The 18,081-nt window shown below is 73.7% G+C and carries 21 protein-coding genes; 17 read left to right on the plus strand and 4 right to left on the minus strand.

Going from position 1 to position 18,081, the window contains the following annotated elements:
- Window position 1: 1 nt before the first annotated feature.
- The 3 genes from ABZV94_RS11625 to ABZV94_RS11635 all read left to right on the plus strand — a co-directional run bounded on the left by ABZV94_RS11625 (window position 2) and on the right by ABZV94_RS11635 (window position 3,675).
- Window positions 2–1,969: a prolyl oligopeptidase family serine peptidase gene (locus ABZV94_RS11625; protein WP_356339750.1), complete on the plus strand. Its 1,968-nt coding sequence runs from the start codon at window positions 2–4 to the stop codon at window positions 1,967–1,969.
- Window positions 1,966–2,889 carry an LD-carboxypeptidase gene (locus ABZV94_RS11630; RefSeq protein ID WP_356339752.1) on the plus strand — a complete coding sequence of 308 codons (924 nt, stop codon included), beginning with the start codon at window positions 1,966–1,968 and terminating at the stop codon, window positions 2,887–2,889. The genes ABZV94_RS11625 and ABZV94_RS11630 overlap by 4 nt, the downstream gene beginning before the upstream one ends.
- Window positions 2,890–3,129: 240 nt before the next feature.
- A complete protein-coding gene (locus ABZV94_RS11635) occupies window positions 3,130–3,675 on the plus strand; it encodes a GNAT family protein (RefSeq protein WP_356339754.1) in 546 nt (181 codons plus the stop codon).
- A 6-nt stretch (window positions 3,676–3,681) separates the two neighbouring features.
- Here the strand turns inward: ABZV94_RS11635 and ABZV94_RS11640 are convergent, their stop codons facing one another.
- A complete protein-coding gene (locus tag ABZV94_RS11640) occupies window positions 3,682–4,029 on the minus strand; it encodes a VOC family protein (protein WP_356339756.1) in 348 nt (115 codons plus the stop codon).
- Between the two features lie 80 nt (window positions 4,030–4,109).
- Here ABZV94_RS11640 and ABZV94_RS11645 point away from each other — a divergent pair, with 80 nt between their 5' ends.
- On the plus strand, window positions 4,110–4,526 hold the full coding sequence (locus tag ABZV94_RS11645) for a phage holin family protein (protein WP_356339758.1): 417 nt from the start codon (window positions 4,110–4,112) through the stop codon (window positions 4,524–4,526).
- A 50-nt stretch (window positions 4,527–4,576) separates the two neighbouring features.
- Here ABZV94_RS11645 and ABZV94_RS11650 read toward each other — a convergent pair whose 3' ends face one another.
- Entirely contained in the window at window positions 4,577–5,533 is a 957-nt protein-coding gene (locus ABZV94_RS11650) for an LLM class F420-dependent oxidoreductase (RefSeq protein WP_356339760.1), read from the minus strand.
- A gap of 245 nt (window positions 5,534–5,778) precedes the next feature.
- On the opposite strand from ABZV94_RS11650, the gene ABZV94_RS11655 reads away from it, so the two are divergent.
- From ABZV94_RS11655 to ABZV94_RS11715, 13 genes are all read left to right on the plus strand, one after another.
- Window positions 5,779–7,413, plus strand: a complete 1,635-nt coding sequence (locus ABZV94_RS11655) for an FAD-dependent oxidoreductase (RefSeq protein ID WP_356339788.1) — start codon at window positions 5,779–5,781, stop codon at window positions 7,411–7,413.
- Window positions 7,414–7,476: 63 nt separating this feature from the next.
- Window positions 7,477–9,324: a transketolase gene (locus ABZV94_RS11660; RefSeq protein WP_356339762.1), complete on the plus strand. Its 1,848-nt coding sequence runs from the start codon at window positions 7,477–7,479 to the stop codon at window positions 9,322–9,324.
- Window positions 9,321–10,259 (plus strand): non-homologous end-joining DNA ligase, encoded by a 939-nt coding sequence (gene ligD, locus ABZV94_RS11665; RefSeq protein WP_356339764.1) that lies wholly within the window; start codon window positions 9,321–9,323, stop codon window positions 10,257–10,259. Before ABZV94_RS11660 ends, ligD begins: the two co-directional genes overlap by 4 nt.
- 45 nt (window positions 10,260–10,304) lie before the next feature.
- Complete coding sequence (locus ABZV94_RS11670; RefSeq protein WP_356339766.1) at window positions 10,305–10,688, plus strand: gas vesicle protein; 384 nt, start codon at window positions 10,305–10,307, stop codon at window positions 10,686–10,688.
- A gap of 81 nt (window positions 10,689–10,769) precedes the next feature.
- Window positions 10,770–11,189 carry a gas vesicle structural protein GvpA gene (locus ABZV94_RS11675; RefSeq protein ID WP_356339768.1) on the plus strand — a complete coding sequence of 140 codons (420 nt, stop codon included), beginning with the start codon at window positions 10,770–10,772 and terminating at the stop codon, window positions 11,187–11,189.
- Window positions 11,186–11,956, plus strand: a complete 771-nt coding sequence (locus tag ABZV94_RS11680; RefSeq protein WP_356339770.1) for a GvpL/GvpF family gas vesicle protein — start codon at window positions 11,186–11,188, stop codon at window positions 11,954–11,956. Before ABZV94_RS11675 ends, ABZV94_RS11680 begins: the two co-directional genes overlap by 4 nt.
- A gap of 30 nt (window positions 11,957–11,986) precedes the next feature.
- A complete protein-coding gene (locus ABZV94_RS11685) occupies window positions 11,987–12,244 on the plus strand; it encodes a gas vesicle protein GvpG (protein WP_356121763.1) in 258 nt (85 codons plus the stop codon).
- A gap of 1 nt (window position 12,245) precedes the next feature.
- Complete coding sequence (locus tag ABZV94_RS11690; protein ID WP_356339772.1) at window positions 12,246–12,929, plus strand: DNA primase; 684 nt, start codon at window positions 12,246–12,248, stop codon at window positions 12,927–12,929.
- The gene (locus tag ABZV94_RS11695; RefSeq protein ID WP_356339774.1) at window positions 12,926–14,161 is read left to right on the plus strand and encodes an SRPBCC family protein; all 1,236 of its coding nucleotides are present in this window, start codon (window positions 12,926–12,928) and stop codon (window positions 14,159–14,161) included. The genes ABZV94_RS11690 and ABZV94_RS11695 overlap by 4 nt, the downstream gene beginning before the upstream one ends.
- Window positions 14,158–14,493 (plus strand): gas vesicle protein, encoded by a 336-nt coding sequence (locus tag ABZV94_RS11700; RefSeq protein WP_356339775.1) that lies wholly within the window; start codon window positions 14,158–14,160, stop codon window positions 14,491–14,493. Before ABZV94_RS11695 ends, ABZV94_RS11700 begins: the two co-directional genes overlap by 4 nt.
- Window positions 14,490–15,317 carry a GvpL/GvpF family gas vesicle protein gene (locus ABZV94_RS11705; protein ID WP_356339777.1) on the plus strand — a complete coding sequence of 276 codons (828 nt, stop codon included), beginning with the start codon at window positions 14,490–14,492 and terminating at the stop codon, window positions 15,315–15,317. Before ABZV94_RS11700 ends, ABZV94_RS11705 begins: the two co-directional genes overlap by 4 nt.
- Complete coding sequence (locus ABZV94_RS11710; RefSeq protein ID WP_103813386.1) at window positions 15,314–15,502, plus strand: gas vesicle protein; 189 nt, start codon at window positions 15,314–15,316, stop codon at window positions 15,500–15,502. The genes ABZV94_RS11705 and ABZV94_RS11710 overlap by 4 nt, the downstream gene beginning before the upstream one ends.
- A complete protein-coding gene (locus ABZV94_RS11715; protein ID WP_189815893.1) occupies window positions 15,499–15,795 on the plus strand; it encodes a gas vesicle protein K in 297 nt (98 codons plus the stop codon). The genes ABZV94_RS11710 and ABZV94_RS11715 overlap by 4 nt, the downstream gene beginning before the upstream one ends.
- 16 nt (window positions 15,796–15,811) lie before the next feature.
- On the opposite strand, the gene ABZV94_RS11720 is transcribed toward ABZV94_RS11715, so the two are convergent.
- Both ABZV94_RS11720 and ABZV94_RS11725 read right to left on the minus strand, forming a co-directional pair.
- Entirely contained in the window at window positions 15,812–16,633 is an 822-nt protein-coding gene (locus tag ABZV94_RS11720; protein ID WP_356339780.1) for a methyltransferase domain-containing protein, read from the minus strand.
- Window positions 16,634–16,764: 131 nt separating this feature from the next.
- Window positions 16,765–18,081 (minus strand): phosphatase PAP2 family protein (locus tag ABZV94_RS11725; protein WP_356339782.1); only part of this gene is annotated, 1,317 nt, incomplete at its 5' end.

Genomic DNA, 18,081 nt, shown 5'->3' on the forward strand with positions numbered 1-18,081 from the left:
GATGGGGGAGCGGATGCAGAGCGCGCCGTACGGATCGTGGCCCTCGCCGGTCGACGCGGCGCTCGCCGCCGCGCACGACGGACGGCCCGATTGGGTGGGCTTCGTCGGCGACGAGGTGTGGTGGACCGAGCCCCGGCCGGCCGAGGGCGGCCGGCGGACCCTGGTGCGACGGCGGGCCGACGGGGGTGAGGAGTCGGTGCTCGCCGCGCCGTGGAACGTGCGCAGCCGGGTCATCGAGTACGGCGGCCGTCCCTGGACCGGGGCGGTCCACGACGGCCGGCCGCTGATCGTCTTCGTGCACTTCGCCGACCAGCGGCTGTACCGGTACGAGCCCGGCGGCGAGCCCGTCCCGCTCACCCCGCTCTCCCCGCTGGGCGGCGGCCTGCGCTGGGCGGAGCCCCGGCTGGACCTCGCCCGCGGTGAGGTGTGGTGCGTGCTGGAGGAGTCCACCGGGGACGGCCCCGACGACATACGGCGGCTGCCGGCCGCCGTACCGCTGGACGGTTCGGCCGCCGGCGACCGCGCCGCCGTCCGCGAGCTGACCGAGCCCCGGCACCGGTTCGTCACCGGCGCCCGGCTCTCCCCCGACGGCCGGCGGGCCGCCTGGCTGGCCTGGGGCCATCCGCGGATGCCGTGGGACGGCACGGAGCTGCTCGTCGCCGACGTGACGGAGGACGGCCGGCTCACGGACGCGCGGACCGTCGCCGGCGGCCCGGACGAGGCCGTCGCCCAGGTCGAGTGGTCGGCCGACGGCGCCCTGCTGTACACGAGCGACCGCAGCGGCTGGTGGAACCTCTACCGCGACGGCACCCCCCTGTGCCCGCGCGAGGAGGAGTTCGGCGGGCCGCTGTGGCAGCTCGGGCTGCGCTGGTTCGCGCCCCTGGACAGCGGTCTCCTGGCGGTCCTGCACGGTCGCGGGCCGACCGCGCTCGGGATACTGGACCCGGAGACCGGGGAGATCGTGGACGCCGTCGGACCGTGGACGGAGTGCGCCGCCACCCTCGCCACCCACGGCGCACGCGTCGTCACCGTCGCCGCCGGCCCGCGCACCGCCTACGAAGTCGTCGAACTGGACACCGCCACCGGCCGCGCCCGCGTGATCGGCTCACCGCACCGGGACCCCGTCGATCCGGCCTACTACCCGGAACCCCGGATCCGCACCTTCACCGGCCCGGACGGCCGCGAGGTGCACGCCCACCTCTACCCGCCGCACCACCCGGCCCGCACCGGGCCCGACGGCGAGCTGCCGCCGTACGTGATCTGGGCGCACGGCGGCCCGACCAGCCGGGTGCCGCTCGTCCTGGACCTGGCGATCGCCTACTTCACCTCGCGGGGCATCGGCGTCGCCGAGGTGAACTACGGCGGGTCCACCGGCTACGGACGGGCCTACCGGGAGCGGCTGCGCGAGCAGTGGGGCGTGGTCGACGTCGAGGACTGCGCGGCCGTCGCCCGGGCCCTCGCCGACGAGGGGACCGCCGACCCGGCCCGGCTGGCGATCAGGGGCGGCAGCGCGGGCGGCTGGACCACCGCCGCCTCCCTGACCACGACCGACGTCTACGCCTGCGGCACCATCGTCTACCCCGTGCTCGACCTCGCCACCTGGGGTCCCGGCGAGACCCACGACTTCGAGTCCCGCTACCTGGAGTCGCTGATCGGCCCGCACGCCGAGGTGCCCGACCGGTACGCCGAACGCTCCCCGACCGCGCACGCCGACCGGCTCACCGCGCCGTTCCTGCTGCTCCAGGGCCTGGACGACGTCATCTGCCCGCCCGCCCAGTGCGAACGCTTCCTCGCCCGGATCGCGGGCCGCGGCGTGCCGCACGCCTACCTCACCTTCGCGGGGGAGGGCCACGGGTTCCGGCGGGCCGACACCATGGTCCGCGCCCTGGAGGCCGAACTGTCCCTGTACGCCCAGGTGTTCGGGCTGGACCCGACACCGCCGGTGCCGAAGGTGGAGCTGACCTCGTGAAGGAACTCGCGCGGCCGCGCCGGCTGGCCCCCGGCGCGCGGGTCGCCGTCGTCGCCACCAGCGGGCCGGTGCCCGAGGAGCGGCTCCAGGCGGGCCTCGACGTGCTCCGCGGCTGGGACCTCGACCCGGTGGTCGCACCCCATGTCCTGGACCGGCACCCCGACTTCGGCTACCTGGCCGGCTCGGACGCCGACCGCGCCGCCGACCTCCAGAACGCCTGGTGCGACCCTGCCGTGGACGCCGTGCTGTGCGCCCGCGGCGGCTACGGCGCACAGCGCATGGTCGACCTGCTCGACTGGGAGGCGATGCGGGCGGCCGGACCCAAGGTCTTCGTCGGATTCAGCGACCTCACCGTCCTGCACGAGGCCTTCGCGACCCGCCTGGGCCTCGCCACGCTGTACGGGCCGATGGCGGCCGGCGTCGACTTCATCAAGAACGCGCGGGCCCAGGAGCACCTGCGGGCCACGCTGTTCGCCCCGGAGACGGTCCGCACGATCGCCTCCGGCGGTACGGCCCTCGTTCCCGGGCGGGCCCGGGGCGTCACCCTCGGCGGCTGCCTCTGCCTGCTCGCCGCCGACCTGGGCACCCCGCACGCCCGGCCGTCCGCGCGCGGCGGACTGCTCTGCCTGGAGGACGTGGGCGAGGAGACGTACCGACTGGACCGGTACCTCACCCAGCTGCTGCGCTCCGGCTGGCTGGAGGGGGTGCGCGGGGTGCTGCTCGGCTCCTGGGAGGGCTGTGAGGACTACGCCGGGCTGCGGCCCCTGCTGGCCGACCGGCTCGGCGGACTCGGCGTCCCGGTGGCGGAGAACGTCGGATTCGGCCACGGCGAAGGGGCGTTGACGATGCCGCTCGGAGTCGCCGCCACACTGGATGCGGATGCGGGCACGCTGACGCTGGACGAGCCGGCGCTGCGCTGACGCGGTGCGCCGGGACGGGTCGGCGTGCGTGGACGTGTGGCGCGGGGGATGGGCCGGCGCCGCGTGGACGTGTGGGGCGTGGTGGCCGGCGCCGCGCTGACGTGGAGGGGGCACGCTGACGCTGGACGAGCCGGCGTTGCGCTGACGCTGACGCGGGCACGTTGATGCTCGACGAGCCGGCGCTGCGCTGACGCGTGGGCCGGGACGGGTCGGTGCCGTGTGACGCCGTAGGCTGGGCGGATGCCGCACCCGCCGTCCCGTCCCCTCGCCGAGGGCCCGCGCGTCGTCATCCGCCCCTTCACCCTCGCCGACGGCCCCGAGTTCACCGCCCGGGCCCGGGAGAGCAAGGACCTGCACCGGCCTTGGCTGTTCCCGCCGGACACCGACGAGGCGTACGCCGACTACGCCGGCCGGCTCATTGAGGACCCGGCGCGGGCCGGCTTCCTGGTCTGCGAGAAGGACAGCGGGGCCATCGTCGGCTTCATCAACATCAACAACATCGTGCGGGGCGGCTTCCAGTGCGGCGCCCTCGGCTACGGCGCCTTCGCGCACGCGGCCGGGCGGGGCCTGATGCGCGAAGGACTGGAGCTGGTGATCGGGTACGCGTTCGGGCCGCTCGGCCTGCACCGGCTGGAGATCAACGTCCAGCCGGGCAACGCGGCCTCCATCGCCCTCGCCCGGGGCGCAGGGTTCCGGCTGGAGGGCTTCTCCCCCGACATGCTCTACGTCGACGGGGCCTGGCGCGATCACGAACGCTGGGCCCTCACCACCGAGATGCGGGACTGAGCGGGTTCAGCCCCGCTGGTCCACGTACTCGAAGACCGAACCGTCCGGGTGCACCGCCAGCAGGTTCCGGCCCGCCGGCGTCGGCACCGGCCCCGCCACGATCCCGGCGCCCAGCTCGGTCAGCAGCCGGTGGGCCTCGTCCACGTCCTGCACGGCGATCGTCGCCGTTACCTTGCGCAGGATCTCCAGCTCCGACTCGGGGCCGCTCATCAGCAGGAAGGAACCGACCGCGGCGACCTGGACGCCGCCGCGCCGGAAGCGCGCGGCCGTGCCGCCCGACAGGCGCTCGTAGAAGGGGATCGCGGCTTCGAGGTCGTCGACGCAGATGCGCAGCGAGGCGCCCAGAATCTCCATGCGCCCGAGCCTAGTCGGGGCCGCTCGGCGCGTGCAGGCCCCCGGCGTTACCCGCTGTGCCCGGCGGGTACCCGCAGCGTATGGACCGTTTGGATCACCTGGAACATCTGGACAGGCACCTGGTCGAAGAGCTGGCACAGGTGGCACGCGAGACGGTACGCGACGAGCTGCGCGAACAGTCCCGCAAGCAGCGCCGCACCGCGGTGCTCTACGCGGCGTCCGGTGCCGCCGCCCTGTACGCGGGCGGCGCGGTGGCCCTCGCCGTGGGCCTGGCCCTGGCGATCGGCCTGCCCGGCTGGGCCGCGGCGCTGATCACCGGGGCGCTCCTGGGCGTGGTGGCCTACTGCCTGCGCGGCGCCGCCCACTCCGGGCACGGACCCCACACCCCGCACCGCGTGGTCGGCGGCACGGCGCCGGCCGCCCCGCCGAGCGGCCTGGGCATGCCGTACCCGCCGATGCCGGAGACACCGCCGGACACCCCCCACCACAGGGCCTGAACGAAGCGGAGGGTGGGGCCGCCGGCCCCGCCCCCTCCCTCACCCGTCCCTCACCCGCTGAGCTGCGGCAGCACCTTCGTCCGGTAGAAGTCGAAGAACCCCCGCTGATCCGGGCCGATCTGGTTCACGTACACCCGGTCGAACCCGGCGTCGGCGAACGCCTTCAGCGCCGCGACGTGCTCGTCCACGTCGTCCCCGCACACCGACTTCTCCCGCACCATGTCCTCGGTGACCAGCTCGTGCAGCTGCTCGAAGTGCCGGGGCGAGGGCAGCACCTGCCCCATCTCGCCGGGCAGCAGCTCGTTGTACCAGAGCCGGTGCACCGTGCGGACGCACTCCTCGCGGTCGGTGCCGTAGCAGACCTTCGTGCCGCCGCTGACCAGCTTGGCCCCGCCGCCCCCCTTGCGGAACTGGGTGACCATCTCCTCCTCCGGCATCATCGTGATGTAGCCGTCGCCGATGCGGGCGGCCAGCGAGGTCGCCTTGGGACCGAAGCCGGAGATGTCGATCGGGACGGGCTCCTCGGGGACGGTGTAGAGGCGGGCGTTCTCCACGGTGTAGTGCGTGCCCCGGTGGTTGACCTCCTCCCCGGTGAAGAGCCGGCGCATCACCTGGACCGCCTCCTCCAGCATCTCCAGGCGCACGTGCACCGGCGGCCACGGGTCGCCGAGGATGTGTTCGTTGAGCGCCTCGCCGGTGCCGAGACCGAGCCGGAAGCGGCCCTCCGTCATCACCGCGCTGGTCGCCGCGGCCTGCGCCACGACCGCCGGGTGCATCCGCACGGTCGGACAGGTCACCGCGGTCTCGATGGGCAGCGACACCGCCTCCGACAGCGCGCCGATCACCGACCACACGAACGCGCTCTGTCCCTGCGCGTCGTTCCACGGGTGGTAGTGGTCGGAGATCCACAGCGCCTGGAAACCGGCCTGCTCGGCCATCCGGGCCTGTTCGACGAGGGCTGCGGGGTCGTGTTCCTCGCTCGCCAGGAAATAGCCGTACTCGGGCATGGGCGCAACCTCCGCGTGGACGCGGCCGACGGTGTGATCCGGACCCGGCCCGGGTAACCGGGGCCGACAGCGTGAAACGCCGGTACGGCGGTGCGCGGCGGGCCACGGCGGTGCGCGGCGGCGTCCGGGTGCTCCCACCGGCGTCCGGGTGACCGGTCCGGCGTTTGGGTGCCCCGGCCCCGGTTACGCGGAAGACCTCGGACGAGCCACACCGCCGGAGGCGCACCGTGAGCCGACCTCGCGTCGTGATCGTCGGCGCCGGATTCGCCGGGTACCGGGCTGCGCGCACCCTGGCCCGGCTGACCCGGAACCGGGCCGACATCACCCTGCTGAACCCGACCGACTACTTCCTGTACCTGCCGCTGCTGCCGCAGGTCGCAGCCGGGGTCCTGGAGGCGCGCCGGGTCACCGTGTCGCTGCCGGGCACACTGCGCGGGGTGCGCCTGGTGCTCGGCGAGGCGGACGGCGTCGACCTGGACGCACGGACCGTGCACTACGCGGACCCCGAGGGCGGCGCGGGCACCCTCGGCTACGACCGGCTGGTGCTGGCCGTCGGCAGCGTCAACAAGCTGCTGCCGATCCCGGGCGTCGCCGAGCACGCGCACGGCTTCCGCGGGCTGCCCGAGGCGCTGTACCTGCGCGACCACGTGACCCGGCAGGTGGAGCTCGCCGCCGCCGAGCAGGACCGCAGGAGCTGCGCCGCCCGGTGCACGTTCGTGGTGGTGGGCGCCGGCTACACGGGCACCGAGGTGGCCGCCCACCTGCAGATGCTCACCGACCGCCTGGTCCGCCGGCATCCGCTGCCCGGCGGACTGCGCCCCCGCTGGATCCTGCTGGACGTGGCGCCGCGCGTGCTGCCGGAGCTGGACGAGCGGCTGTCCCGTACGGCCGACCGGGTGCTGCGGGACCGGGGTGTCGACGTGCGGATGGGCACGTCGGTGAAGGAGGCCACCCGGGACGGGGTGCTGCTCACCGACGGGGAGTCCGTCGCGTCCCGGACGCTGGTGTGGTGCGTGGGCGTACGGCCGGATCCGCTGGTGGAGCTCGTCGGGCAGCCGTTGGAGCGCGGGCGGCTGATCGTCGATCCGTATCTGCAACTGCCGGGCCGGACCGACGTGTTCGCCTGCGGGGACGCCGCCGCCGTGCCCGACCTGGAACGTCCGGGGACGTTCACGCCCATGACGGCCCAGCACGCCTGGCGGCAGGGCCGGGTGGCCGGGGAGAACGTGGCCGGCTCGCTCGGCCTCGGCCGGCGCCGGCGCCCGTACCGCCACCGGGACCTGGGCTTCGCCGTCGACCTGGGCGGGGTCCGGGCCGCCGCCAACCCGTTCGGTGTCCCGCTGTCCGGCCCCGCGGCCGGCGCCGTCACCCGCGGCTATCACCTGGCCGCGCTGCCCGGCAACCGCGTCCGGGTCGCCGCCGACTGGCTGCTGGACGCGGTACTCCCGCGCCAGGGCGTCCAGTTGGGCCTGGTGCGTGCGGGGTCGGTCCCGCTGGACACGGCCTCACCGGAACTGCCGCGGGTGCCGGGCGGCCCGGAGCGGATGGCCGCCCAGGCGGGAGACGAGCTCATGACGCACAAGCCGCACCCCGAGGAACCGTCGAAGCGGCACCTGGGCGGTGGGCCGGCGCAGGCCCGGCCTGGTGGCGAGCCGCCGGGGAACCAGCCTGGTGGTGAGCCGGCGGAGACGCAGCCCGGTGGCGAGCCCGCCAGGAACCAGCCTGGTGGCGAGCCCGCCAGGAACCAGCCCGGGGGTGAACCCGCGAAGAGCCGGCCCGGTGGTGAGTCCGCCGGTGCCGGGCCGGACCACCCGGCCCCCGGCCCCGTCAAGCGCGCGGACCCCGCCGATCCCGCGGACCGCGCGAACGAACCCGACTGACCGCGACCGAGCGTGTCCGGGCGCCATCGGGCGCACCGGAGCGCAAGGAGAACGAGGAGACTCATGAACACCGACGAACTCGCCGAACTGGGGCAGCAGCTGCGCGTGGACAGCGTGCGGGCGTCCGCCGCCGCGGGATCCGGGCACCCCACGTCCTCGATGTCCGCCGCCGATCTGCTGGCCGTCCTGCTCGCGAACCACATGCGCTACGACTTCGAGCGCCCCGAGCACCCCGCGAACGACCGCTTCGTGCTGTCCAAGGGACACGCCTCGCCCCTGCTGTACGCCGCGTACAAGGCGGTCGGCGCGATCGAGGACGGCGAGCTGGTCACCTTCCGCAAGCTCGGCAGCCGGCTGGAGGGCCATCCGACGCCCCGGCGGCTGCCGTGGGTGGAGACGGCCACCGGCTCGCTCGGCCAGGGCCTGCCCGTCGGTGTGGGCATCGCGCTCGCCGGGAAACGGCTGGACCGCACCGACTACCGCGTGTGGGTGCTGTGCGGCGACAGCGAGCTGGCGGAGGGCTCGGTGTGGGAGGCCGCCGAACACGCCGGCCACGAGAACCTGGACAACCTCGTCGCCATCGTGGACGTCAACCGGCTCGGCCAGCGCGGCCCCACCCGGCACGGCCACGACCTGGACGCCTACGCCCGCCGCTTCCAGGCCTTCGACTGGCACACCATCGAGATCGACGGCCACGACGTCGACGCGATCGACCGGGCCTACGGGGAGGCGCTGTCCACCACCGGACAGCCCACCGTGATCCTCGCCCGCACCCTGAAGGGCAAGGGCGTGGCCGCCGTCGAGGACCGCGAGGGCCTGCACGGCAAGCCGCTGCCCGAGGCGGAGGAGGCCATCGCCGAACTCGGCGGGCCGCGCTCGCTGCACGTCCGCGTGGCCGAACCGCAGGCCGCCGCCGCGCTGCGCTCGCTCACCACCGAGACGGTCCGGCTGCCGCGCTACGAGCAGGGCGACGAGGCCGCGACGAGGGACGCCTTCGGCAAGGCCCTCGCCGCGCTCGGCACCGCCCGTGGCGACGTCGTCGCCCTGGACGGCGAGGTGGGCGACTCCACCCGTACCGAGGAGTTCGGCAAGGCGCACCCCGACCGGTTCTTCGAGTGCTACATCGCCGAGCAGCAGCTCGTCGCCACGGCCGTCGGCATGGCCACGCGCGGCTGGGTGCCGTACGCCTCCACGTTCGCCGCGTTCCTCACCCGCGCCCACGACTTCGTGCGCATGGCGTCGATCAGCGGCTCCGGGATCAACCTGGTCGGCTCGCACGCGGGCGTCGCGATCGGTCAGGACGGGCCCTCCCAGATGGGTCTGGAGGACCTGGCGATGTTCCGCTCCGTGTACGGCTCGACGGTGCTGTACCCGTGCGACGCCAACCAGACCGCCCGGCTGGTCGCGGCCATGGCCGGCCTGGACGGCATCCGCTATCTGCGCACCTCCCGCGGCAAGACGCCGGTGATCTACGGCCCCGACGAGGAGTTCCCGGTCGGCGGCAGCAAGACGCTGCGTTCCAGTGAGGAGGACCGGCTGACCGTCGTGGCCGCCGGGGTGACCGTGCCGGAGGCGCTGGCCGCCGCCGACCGGCTCGCCGCGGACGGCATCCGGGTCCGCGTGATCGACCTGTACTCGGTCAAGCCCGTCGACGCCGAGACCCTGCACCGGGCCGCCGAGGAGACCGGCTGCCTGCTCACCGTGGAGGACCACCACCCCGAGGGCGGCCTCGGCGACGCCGTCGCGGAGGCGTTCGGCGACGGCAGGCCGGTGCCTCGCCTGGTCCGGCTCGCGGTGCGCACCATGCCGGGCTCGGCCGCCCCCGACGAGCAGCTGTACGCGGCCGGCATCGACGCCCTGGGCATCACGGCGGCGGCCAGGATGCTGGTCGAGGAGGCGGTCGTGCGATGAGCCGCGAGGACGCGCGGACGATACGCGCGGGCCGCCGCACGGTGGAGATCAAGCGGCCGGGGAAGGTGCTCTTCCCCGGCCGCGGGGGCGCGAAGGAGTACACCAAGGGCGACCTCGCCGACTACTACCGCTCCGTCGCGCCGTACCTGCTGCCGCACCTGCGAGGCCGTCCGCTGATGCTGGAACGGTATCCGGACGGCCTCGACGGCCAGCGGTTCATGCAGAAGAACACCCCCGAGCACTACCCGGAGTGGATCACCCGGGCCGAGGTCGCCAAGGAGGGCGGCACCGTCACGCACGTCGTCTGCGACGACACCGCGACCCTCCTCCACCTCGCCGACCAGGCCTGCCTCACCCTGCACCGATGGCTCTCGCGCACCGACCGGGCCGGCGGCCTCGACCACCCCGACCGGCTCGTCTTCGACCTCGATCCGCCCGGCGACGACTTCGGCGCCGTCCGCGCGGCCGCCGTCTGGCTGCGCGAGCTGCTGGACGAACTCGGCCTGCCCGCCGCCCCGATGACCACGGGCTCGCGTGGAGTGCACCTCGTCGTCCCGCTCGACGGCCGCCAGGACTTCGACGCCGTACGGGAGTTCGCCCACGACGTCGCCGAGTACGCCGCGGCGCGGCACCCGGACCGGCTCACCACCGCCGCCCGCAAACAGGACCGCGGCGACCGCCTCTACCTCGACGTGCAGCGCAACGGGTACGCCCAGACCGCCGTCGCCCCCTACACCGTCCGCGCCCGCCCCGGCGCCCCGGTCGCCGTCCCCCTCACCTGGGAGCAGCTGGACGACCCCGGGACCGACGCCCGCCGCTGGACCCTCGCCGACGCCGTCGACCAGGCCCGCACCGACCCGTGGGCCGGTCTGCCGGCCCGCGGGCGCTCCCTGGGCTCGGCCCGGCGTCGCCTCGCCGACATGCGGGGCTCCTGAAGGTTTGGCCACGGAATGAGGGGCCACCCGCAGGAAGAGGTGGCCATGTCGAACACACACAGCACATCACAGTCACAGAATTCACAGAAATCGCGGAACTCGGAGAACACCGAAAACACCGAGCAGACGCACGACACCACACAGAACAAGACGGAAGGCCGGCGACCGCCCCTCATGGAGGTGCTGCGCGAGGCGCGCAGCCAGCTCGCCGAACTGACGGGACTCGTCCCGGAGACCGTGTCCTCCTTCGAGCAGACCGAGGACGGCTGGTCGCTGGAGGTCGAGGTGATGGAACTCGCCCGGGTCCCGGACACCATGAGCCTGATGGCGAGCTACCAGGTCGACCTGGACCCCCAGGGTCAGCTCACCGGCTACCGGCGCGTTCGCCGATACGAGCGCGGGCGGGCCGACGCACGCCGCGGCGGCTAGGTCCCCACCCGCGTCCGGCGGGCCACGCACACCCGGTGTGGCCCCGACCATCCGTCATTCACACGAGGAGGAGCGGCCGGCATGACCGTTGTCCCGGCACAGCAGTCCGGCGGCGGAGGCGGCACCAGCGGCCTCTACGACGTCCTGGAGCTGGTTCTCGACCGGGGACTCGTCATCGACGCGTTCGTACGGGTATCCCTGGTCGGCATCGAAATTCTGAAGATCGACGTCCGGGTCGTCGTGGCCAGCGTCGACACCTATCTGCGCTTCGCCGAGGCGTGCAACCGCCTCGACCTGGAGGCCGGCCCCCACAGGGCCCCCGGGCTGCCCGACCTCGTCGGCGAGATCACCGAGAGCGGAGCCCGCGGCAAGTCCAAGGGCGCGCTGTCCGGCGCCGCGCAGACCATATCCGACGCGTTCAAGCAGGCCCGGGAGGAAGGCGAGGCCGAGTCCCGGCGCCCCCGTAAGACCGCGGCCCGCCGGAAGGAGGAAGAGGAGTGAGCACGTACGTCTACGGGATCACCGCGCGCTCGCACCCGGCGCTCCCCGAGGGGATGACCGGTGTCGGTGAACCGCCCCGGCCCGTCCGTGTCCTCACGGCGGGAGAGCTCGCCGCCGTCGTCAGCGACGCCCCCGAGGGCCTGCGCCCCAAGCGCCGGGACCTCCTCGCGCACCAGAACGTGCTCGCCGAGGCGGGCGCGGCCGGCTGCGTGCTGCCCATGCGCTTCGGCAGCGTGTCCCCCGACGACGACACCGTCACGTCGGTGCTGACCGAGCGGTCGGAGCACTACCTGGAGCGGCTGCGCGAGCTGGACGGCAAGGTCGAGTACAACGTCAAGGCCACGCACGTCGAGGAGGCCGTCCTGCACCGCGTGATGGCCGAGAACGCGGAGATCCGCGGCCTCGCCGAGGCCAACCGGCAGGCGGGCGGCGGCAGCTACGACGACCGGATCCGCCTCGGTGAGATGGTCGCCGGCGCCGTCAAGGCCAAGGAGGCCGAGGACGCCACCGAGGTGCAGCGCCTGCTCCAGCCGTGCGCCGCGGCGGTCAGCGTGGGCCCGGAGTCCACCGGCTGGCTGCTCAACGTGTCGTTCCTGGTGTCCCGCGAGTCGGCCGAGGACTTCCTGGCCGCCGCCGAGCGGGTGCGCAAGAGCCATCCCCACCTCGATCTGCGGGTCAACGGCCCGCTGCCGCCGTACAGCTTCGTCGAACCCGGCCCGACGGCGTCCGCGAGCGCCACGGCCGGCGCCGACGCCGGAGCGTCGTAACGGCTGGGCCCGGACGGAAGGAGGAGATCCGTGGGACTGATCTCGGAGGTGCTGCTGCTGCCCTTCGCACCGGTGCGCGGCAGCGCGTGGGCGATTCGGCAGGTGCTCCGGGAGGCGGAGCGGATCTACTACGACCCGGCCACCGTCCGGGCCGAGCTGGCCCGCCTCGAAGAGCAACTCCAGGCGGGCGAGATCACCGAGGAGGAGTTCGACCGGCGCGAGGACGAACTGCTCGACCGGCTGGAGATCGCTCTGCATCACGGCGACACGACAGGCAATGGGACGTGACATGAACCGAACGGCACTGGGCCTCGCCGTAGGGGCCGGATATCTGCTCGGACGCACGAAGAAGCTGAAGATGGCGCTCGCGGTCGGCTCCGTGGTGGCCGGCAAGAAGCTCAACATCAGTCCGAAGATGCTCGCCGAGGTGGTGAACCAGCAGCTCAAGAACAATCCTCAGTTCAAGGAGATCGGCGATCAGCTGCGCCAGGATCTGCGAGGCGTCGGCAAGGCCGCCTCCGGCGCGATGGTCGAGCGGCAGATGAACTCGCTCGCCGACCGGCTCCACGGCCGTACCTCGCAGGTGCGCGACCAGCTGTCCGGGGTCGTGCCGACCGGCTCCGACGAGGAGCGGGACGAGGACGAGGGCGACGACGAGGAGCGCGAGGAGCGCGAGGAGCGGGGAGAGCAGGACGAGCGGCGGCAGAAGCCGGCCGAGCGAAAACAGCCCCGGGGGGAGGGTCGCGGCGGCGCCGAGGCGTCCCGGAGCAAGACGGGCGGGAAGCCGGCGAAGAAGTCCCCGGCGAAGAAGGCTGCCGGCGGGACGGCGGCCGGCAAGGCGGCCCCGGCCAGGAAGGCCGCGGCCAAGAAGACGGACGCGGCCCGCGGGACGGCCGCGAAGAAGGCGGGCGCGGCCGGCGGTGCCGCCCGGAGCGCCGTCTCCCGGCAGTCGAAGGGCGGCGATGACCGATGACCGAGACCCTCGGAAGAGTGACCTCCAAGGCCGGCGGGGCCACCGGCGGCCTGACGGCCCCGCTGGCCGGCCTGGCCCACAGCGAGGCCGCGGACCGGCTGAAGGAAGAGGCCCAGGAGTACCTGAACGCACAGGCCCAGCGGCTGCTGGTCGGGATCGGCCGCAAGCTCGGCGAGACCACCGGCAAGCTGAACGACATAGCCGAGGGCAAGAGCCCGGGCTTCGCCAAACTGGCGCTGGAGGGCGGGCGCAAGCTCGCCGAGGGCAAGGGACCGCTGCGCTCCGCGGTGGAACTGGGCGCCTCCCACGCCAAGGACAAGGTGCTGGACACCGTGCGCAGCCTCGGCGGCAGCAAGGGCAAGAAGGGCGGCGCGGGCAAGAAGCCCACCGTCATCATGGAGTCCGTCGACGTGGGCGTACCGCTGCGCACGGCCTACGACCAGTGGACCCAGTACCAGTCCTTCTCCACCTTCGCCAAGGGCGTCAAGAGCGCGAGCCGCGCCGATGACACCCAGTCCGACTGGCGGGCCAAGGTCTTCTGGTCCACCCGCAGCTGGAAGGCGAAGACGACCGAGCAGATCCCCGACTACCGCATCCAGTGGACCTCGGAGGGCGCCAAGGGCACCACCAAGGGCGTGGTCTCCTTCCACCGGCTGGAGGACAACCTCACCCGGGTCCTGCTGGTCATGGAGTACTACCCGACCGGCCTCTTCGAGAAGACCGGCAACATCTGGCGCGCCCAGGGCCGACGGGCCAGGCTGGACCTGAAGAACTTCGCCCGCTTCATCACCCTCAAGGGAGAGGCGGAGGACAGCTGGCGCGGTGAGATCCGCGACGGCGAGGTGGTCCGCAGCCACGAGGACGCCATCGCGGAGGAGGAAGAGGAGTCCCGCGGGGAGGAAGAGGAGCCCCGCGCGGAAGAAGAAGAGGAAGAAGGCGAGGGCGAGGAGCCGGAAGAGGGCGAGGAGAGCGAAGAGGGCGAAGAGGAGCCCTACGAGGACGAGTACGAGGACGAGGAAGGCGCCGAGGACGAGGAAGGCCCGGAGGAGGAAGGCGCCGAGGACTCGTACGAGGACGAAGAGGACCGCGAGGCCGAGGAGCCCGAGGAGCCCGAGGAGGACGAGGGCGAGGAAGGCGAGTACGCGGACGAGTACGACGAGGGCGAGAACGGGAACGGGAACGAGTACGAGGAAGAGGAGCCTGAGTACGCCGAGCGCGGGAGCCGTCGATGACGACACCCAGCCGCTTTCCCGAGCCCTATGGCCAGGGCTCGGGGGCGAACCTCGCCGACATCCTGGAACGCGTACTCGACAAGGGTGTCGTCATCGCGGGGGACATCAGGATCAACCTGCTCGACATCGAACTGCTCACCGTCAAACTGCGTCTCATCGTCGCCTCGGTCGACAAGGCCAAGGAAATGGGCATCGACTGGTGGGAGAGCGACCCGGCCCTCTCCTCCCGGGCCCGCCGTGACGAGCTGACCCGGGAGAACGCCGAGCTGCGAGAACGGCTCGCCCGGCTGGAGGAACTGGAGTCGGGCCGCGCCCCGAGGGAGGCACCATGACGACCGGACTGCGGTACGTGTACGCCGTCTGCCGCCCCTTCGGGACGCCCCTGCAGGCGCAGCTGCGGGGCGTCGGCGGCGCCCCGCCGGCGTTGCTGCACCACCACGGGCTGGTCGCGGTGGTCAGTACGGTCCCGGAGGCGGACTTCTGCGAGGAGGCCCTGAAGGCCCACCTGGAGGACCTGGACTGGCTGGCCGCGACCGCCCGCGCCCACGAGGGCGTGGTCGACGCGCTCACCACGGTCACCACCCCGCTGCCGCTGCGGCTCGCGACCGTCTTCCGCGACGACAGCGCCGTCCGCATGATGATCGAGGCCCGCGAGGAGGACTTCCGGCGCCTGCTCGACCGGCTGCACGGCCGCGTGGAGTGGGGCGTGAAGGTGTACCTGGAGCCCGAGCCCGAGCCCGCCGAACCCGAGCCCGCCGCCGCGGCGCGGCCGGCCAGCGGACGGGACTATCTGCGCCGGCGGCGCGAGCACAGCCACGCGCAGGAGGAGAAGTGGCAGCGGGCCGAGCGCTTCGCCCATTCCCTGCACGAGCGCCTCGCCGAGCGCGCCGAGGACGTCCGGATGCATCCGCCGCAGAATTCCGCGCTCTCCGGAGCGCCGGGACGCAACGTGCTCAACGCGGCCTATCTGGTGCCGCGGGCGCATTCGGAGGAATTCGTGGAACTGGTGGACCGGACCAAGGACGAGGCCCCCGGAATCCGGGTGGAGCTCACCGGTCCGTGGGCCGCGTACTCCTTCTCCGGTGAGGAGTCGGGGGCCGGAACAGGCGGGGGACCCGGAGCGGAAGCGAGCGTGGAGTCGGGGGAGGGGCGGTGACCGTCGTCGAACGCCGCGAGATCGCGCTGGTCGACCTCCTGGACCGGCTGCTGGCCGGCGGAGTCGTCATCACCGGCGACATCACCTTGCGCATCGCGGACGTCGATCTCGTACGCATCGACCTGAACGCGCTGATCAGCTCCGTGAACGCGCAGGTCCCGTCGCCCTTCGAGGAGCTCCTATGACCGCGCGGCAGCGCCGCAACCGGCTCGACCTGGAACCCGACACGGTCGAACGCGACCTGGTGAAGCTCGTGCTCACCGTGGTGGAGCTGCTGCGCCAGCTGATGGAGCGGCAGGCCGTGCGGCGCTTCGACACCGGTGAGCTGACCGAGGAGCAGGAGGAGCGGATCGGGCTCACCCTGATGCTCCTGGAGGAGCGGATGGCGGAGCTGCGGGACCGGTACGGACTGCGGCCCGAGGACCTCAACCTGGACCTCGGGCCGCTCGGACCGCTGCTTCCGCGCGACGGTCACTAGCTCTCGCTCACCACCTTCAGGGCTCTTTCCGGCACAGGATCTCCCCGTGCAGGACCGCGAACCAGCCGTCCTCCCGCCGCCCCCAGTCCCGCCAGGCCTCCGCCACGGCCCGCAGTTGCTCCGCCGTCGCGTGGCCCGCCCCCGTGGCCCGGTCGGCGTAGTCGGAGGCGAGGGTGCGGTCCGCCCACAGGCCGCTCCACCAGGCCCGCTCCTCGGGTGTGGCGAACGTCCAGGTGCTGGAGCCGGCCGTGACGTCCCGCAGGCCCGCGGCCCGCGCCCACGCCGTCAGCCGGCGCCCGGCGTCGGGTTCGCCCCCGTTGGCCCGGGCCACCCGCTCGTACAGGTCGAGCCAGTCGTCCAGGCCGGGCACCGCCGGATACCAGGTCATCGCCGCGTAGTCCGCGTCCCGGACGGCGATGAACCCGCCCGGCTTCGTCACCCGGCGCATCTCGCGCAGTGCCCGCACGGGGTCGCCGACGTGCTGGAGCACCTGGTGGGCGTGGACCACGCAGAAGGTGTCGTCCGGATAGTCCAGGGCGTGGACGTCGGCCACCGCGAAGTCGACGTTCGTCAGGCCGCGGCCGGCCGCGGTGGCCCGGGCCTGTTCCAGGACGCCGGGGGCCCGGTCGACGCCGGTGACCTGGCCGTCGGGGACCAGTTCCGCCAGGTCGGCGGTGATGGTCCCGGGCCCGCAGCCGATGTCCAGGATCCTCATGTGGGGCTTCAGCACGCCGAGCAGATAGGCCGCGGAGTTGGCGGCGGTCCGCCAGGTGTGGGAACGCAGCACCGACTCGTGGTGCCCGTGCGTGTAGACGGCGGTCTCCTGCGCTTTCGGCATGGCGGAACCCCTTCACCCTCGTCGGCGGGCCGGCCGGACCCGTCCGCCGGTACGGCTCAACCGTACGCGGGCATGCCGAATGATGAGATACCCGTTTCAGGATATGGACAGCGGGAGGGTGTCACCCGATCTCAACGGGTGGCCGGGAGAGGGCGGTAGACCGTCAGGGCCTCGGGGAGCTTCTCCAGGGCCATCTCACCCGACACCGCCGTCACCTCACCGTCGTACGCCAGCGGGGTGTCCGGGGCGATGCCGGTCAGCCGCAGCCGGTTCACCTGGACCGCCGCGTGCCCGGGCGACCGGGTCAGCGGGCCCGCGACCGCCGCCGTGAGCAGGCGCAGCGCGGGCCTGCCGTTGCCGTGCACCACCCGCACGTCCAGCAGGCCGTCCGACAGGTCGGTACGACGGCCCGGCGTGAGGCCCATGCGGTGGTAGACGCCGTTGCCGACGAACAGCAGCCACAGGGGCCGCCGCTCACCGCCCAGCTCCACCTCCAGCGGGTGCCGGCCGGCGCGCAGCACACGGAGCGCGCCGAGCACCCCGGCCGGCCAGCCGCCGATCCGGTGCGACCAGCCGTCCCGCGCGCGCACCAGCTCCGGGTACACCCCGAGGCTCAGCGTGTTGAGGAACAGCCCCTGCGCGTCCCGGGTGGTGAACCGCGCCGCGTCCACCCGGACCGCCTCGCCGTGCCGGACGGCCTGCGCCAGCTGCCGTTCGTCCTCCACGCCCAGGTCGTAGGCGAAGTGGTTGAGGGTGCCGCCCGGCAGCACCGCGAGCGGCAGACCGTGCCGCAGCGCGACCACGGCCGCCGCGTTCACCGTGCCGTCACCCCCGCACACCCCGAGCACCCGGGCCCGGGCCGCCGCCTTCTCCAGCTCGTCCGCGACCTCCTCCGGCGCGCACTCGACGATCTCCGCCCTCGGCAGCGCGTCGTGCAGCGCCCGCACCCGGTCCGCCGTCCCGGACGCCCGGTTGGCGACCACCACCAGGCCGTCGCCCTCGGGCAGCGCGGGCGCCGCGGCGCGCGGGCGGGCGGGCCGCCGGATCTGGGAGCGGGTCGGGACCAGCCGCCGTACCAGGAGGGCGGCGCCCGCGCCGAGCGCCGCCCCGGCCAGGACGTCACTCGGGAAGTGCACCCCCGTGTACACCCGGGACATCGCCACCGAGAACGCCACCGGGGCCACCGCCGCGCCCCACGCCGGGGACTCCAGGGCGACGCCGGTCGCGAAGGCGGCGGCGGACGCCGCGTGGCCGGACGGGAAGGACGTGGTGATCGGCTGCCGCTTCAGCTGCCGCACCAGCGGCACGGGGTCCAGCACCGGCCGGGCCCGGCGCACCGACCGCTTGCCGAGGGTGTTGATCGTCAGCGAGGCCAGGCCGAGCGAGACCAGGCCGCGGGCCGCCGCCCGGCGGGCCCGCGGTGTGCGGCTCGCGGCCATCGCGGCGGC

The organism is Streptomyces sp. NPDC004658 (assembly GCF_040609555.1).
Classification (GTDB): Bacteria; Actinomycetota; Actinomycetes; order Streptomycetales; family Streptomycetaceae; genus Streptomyces.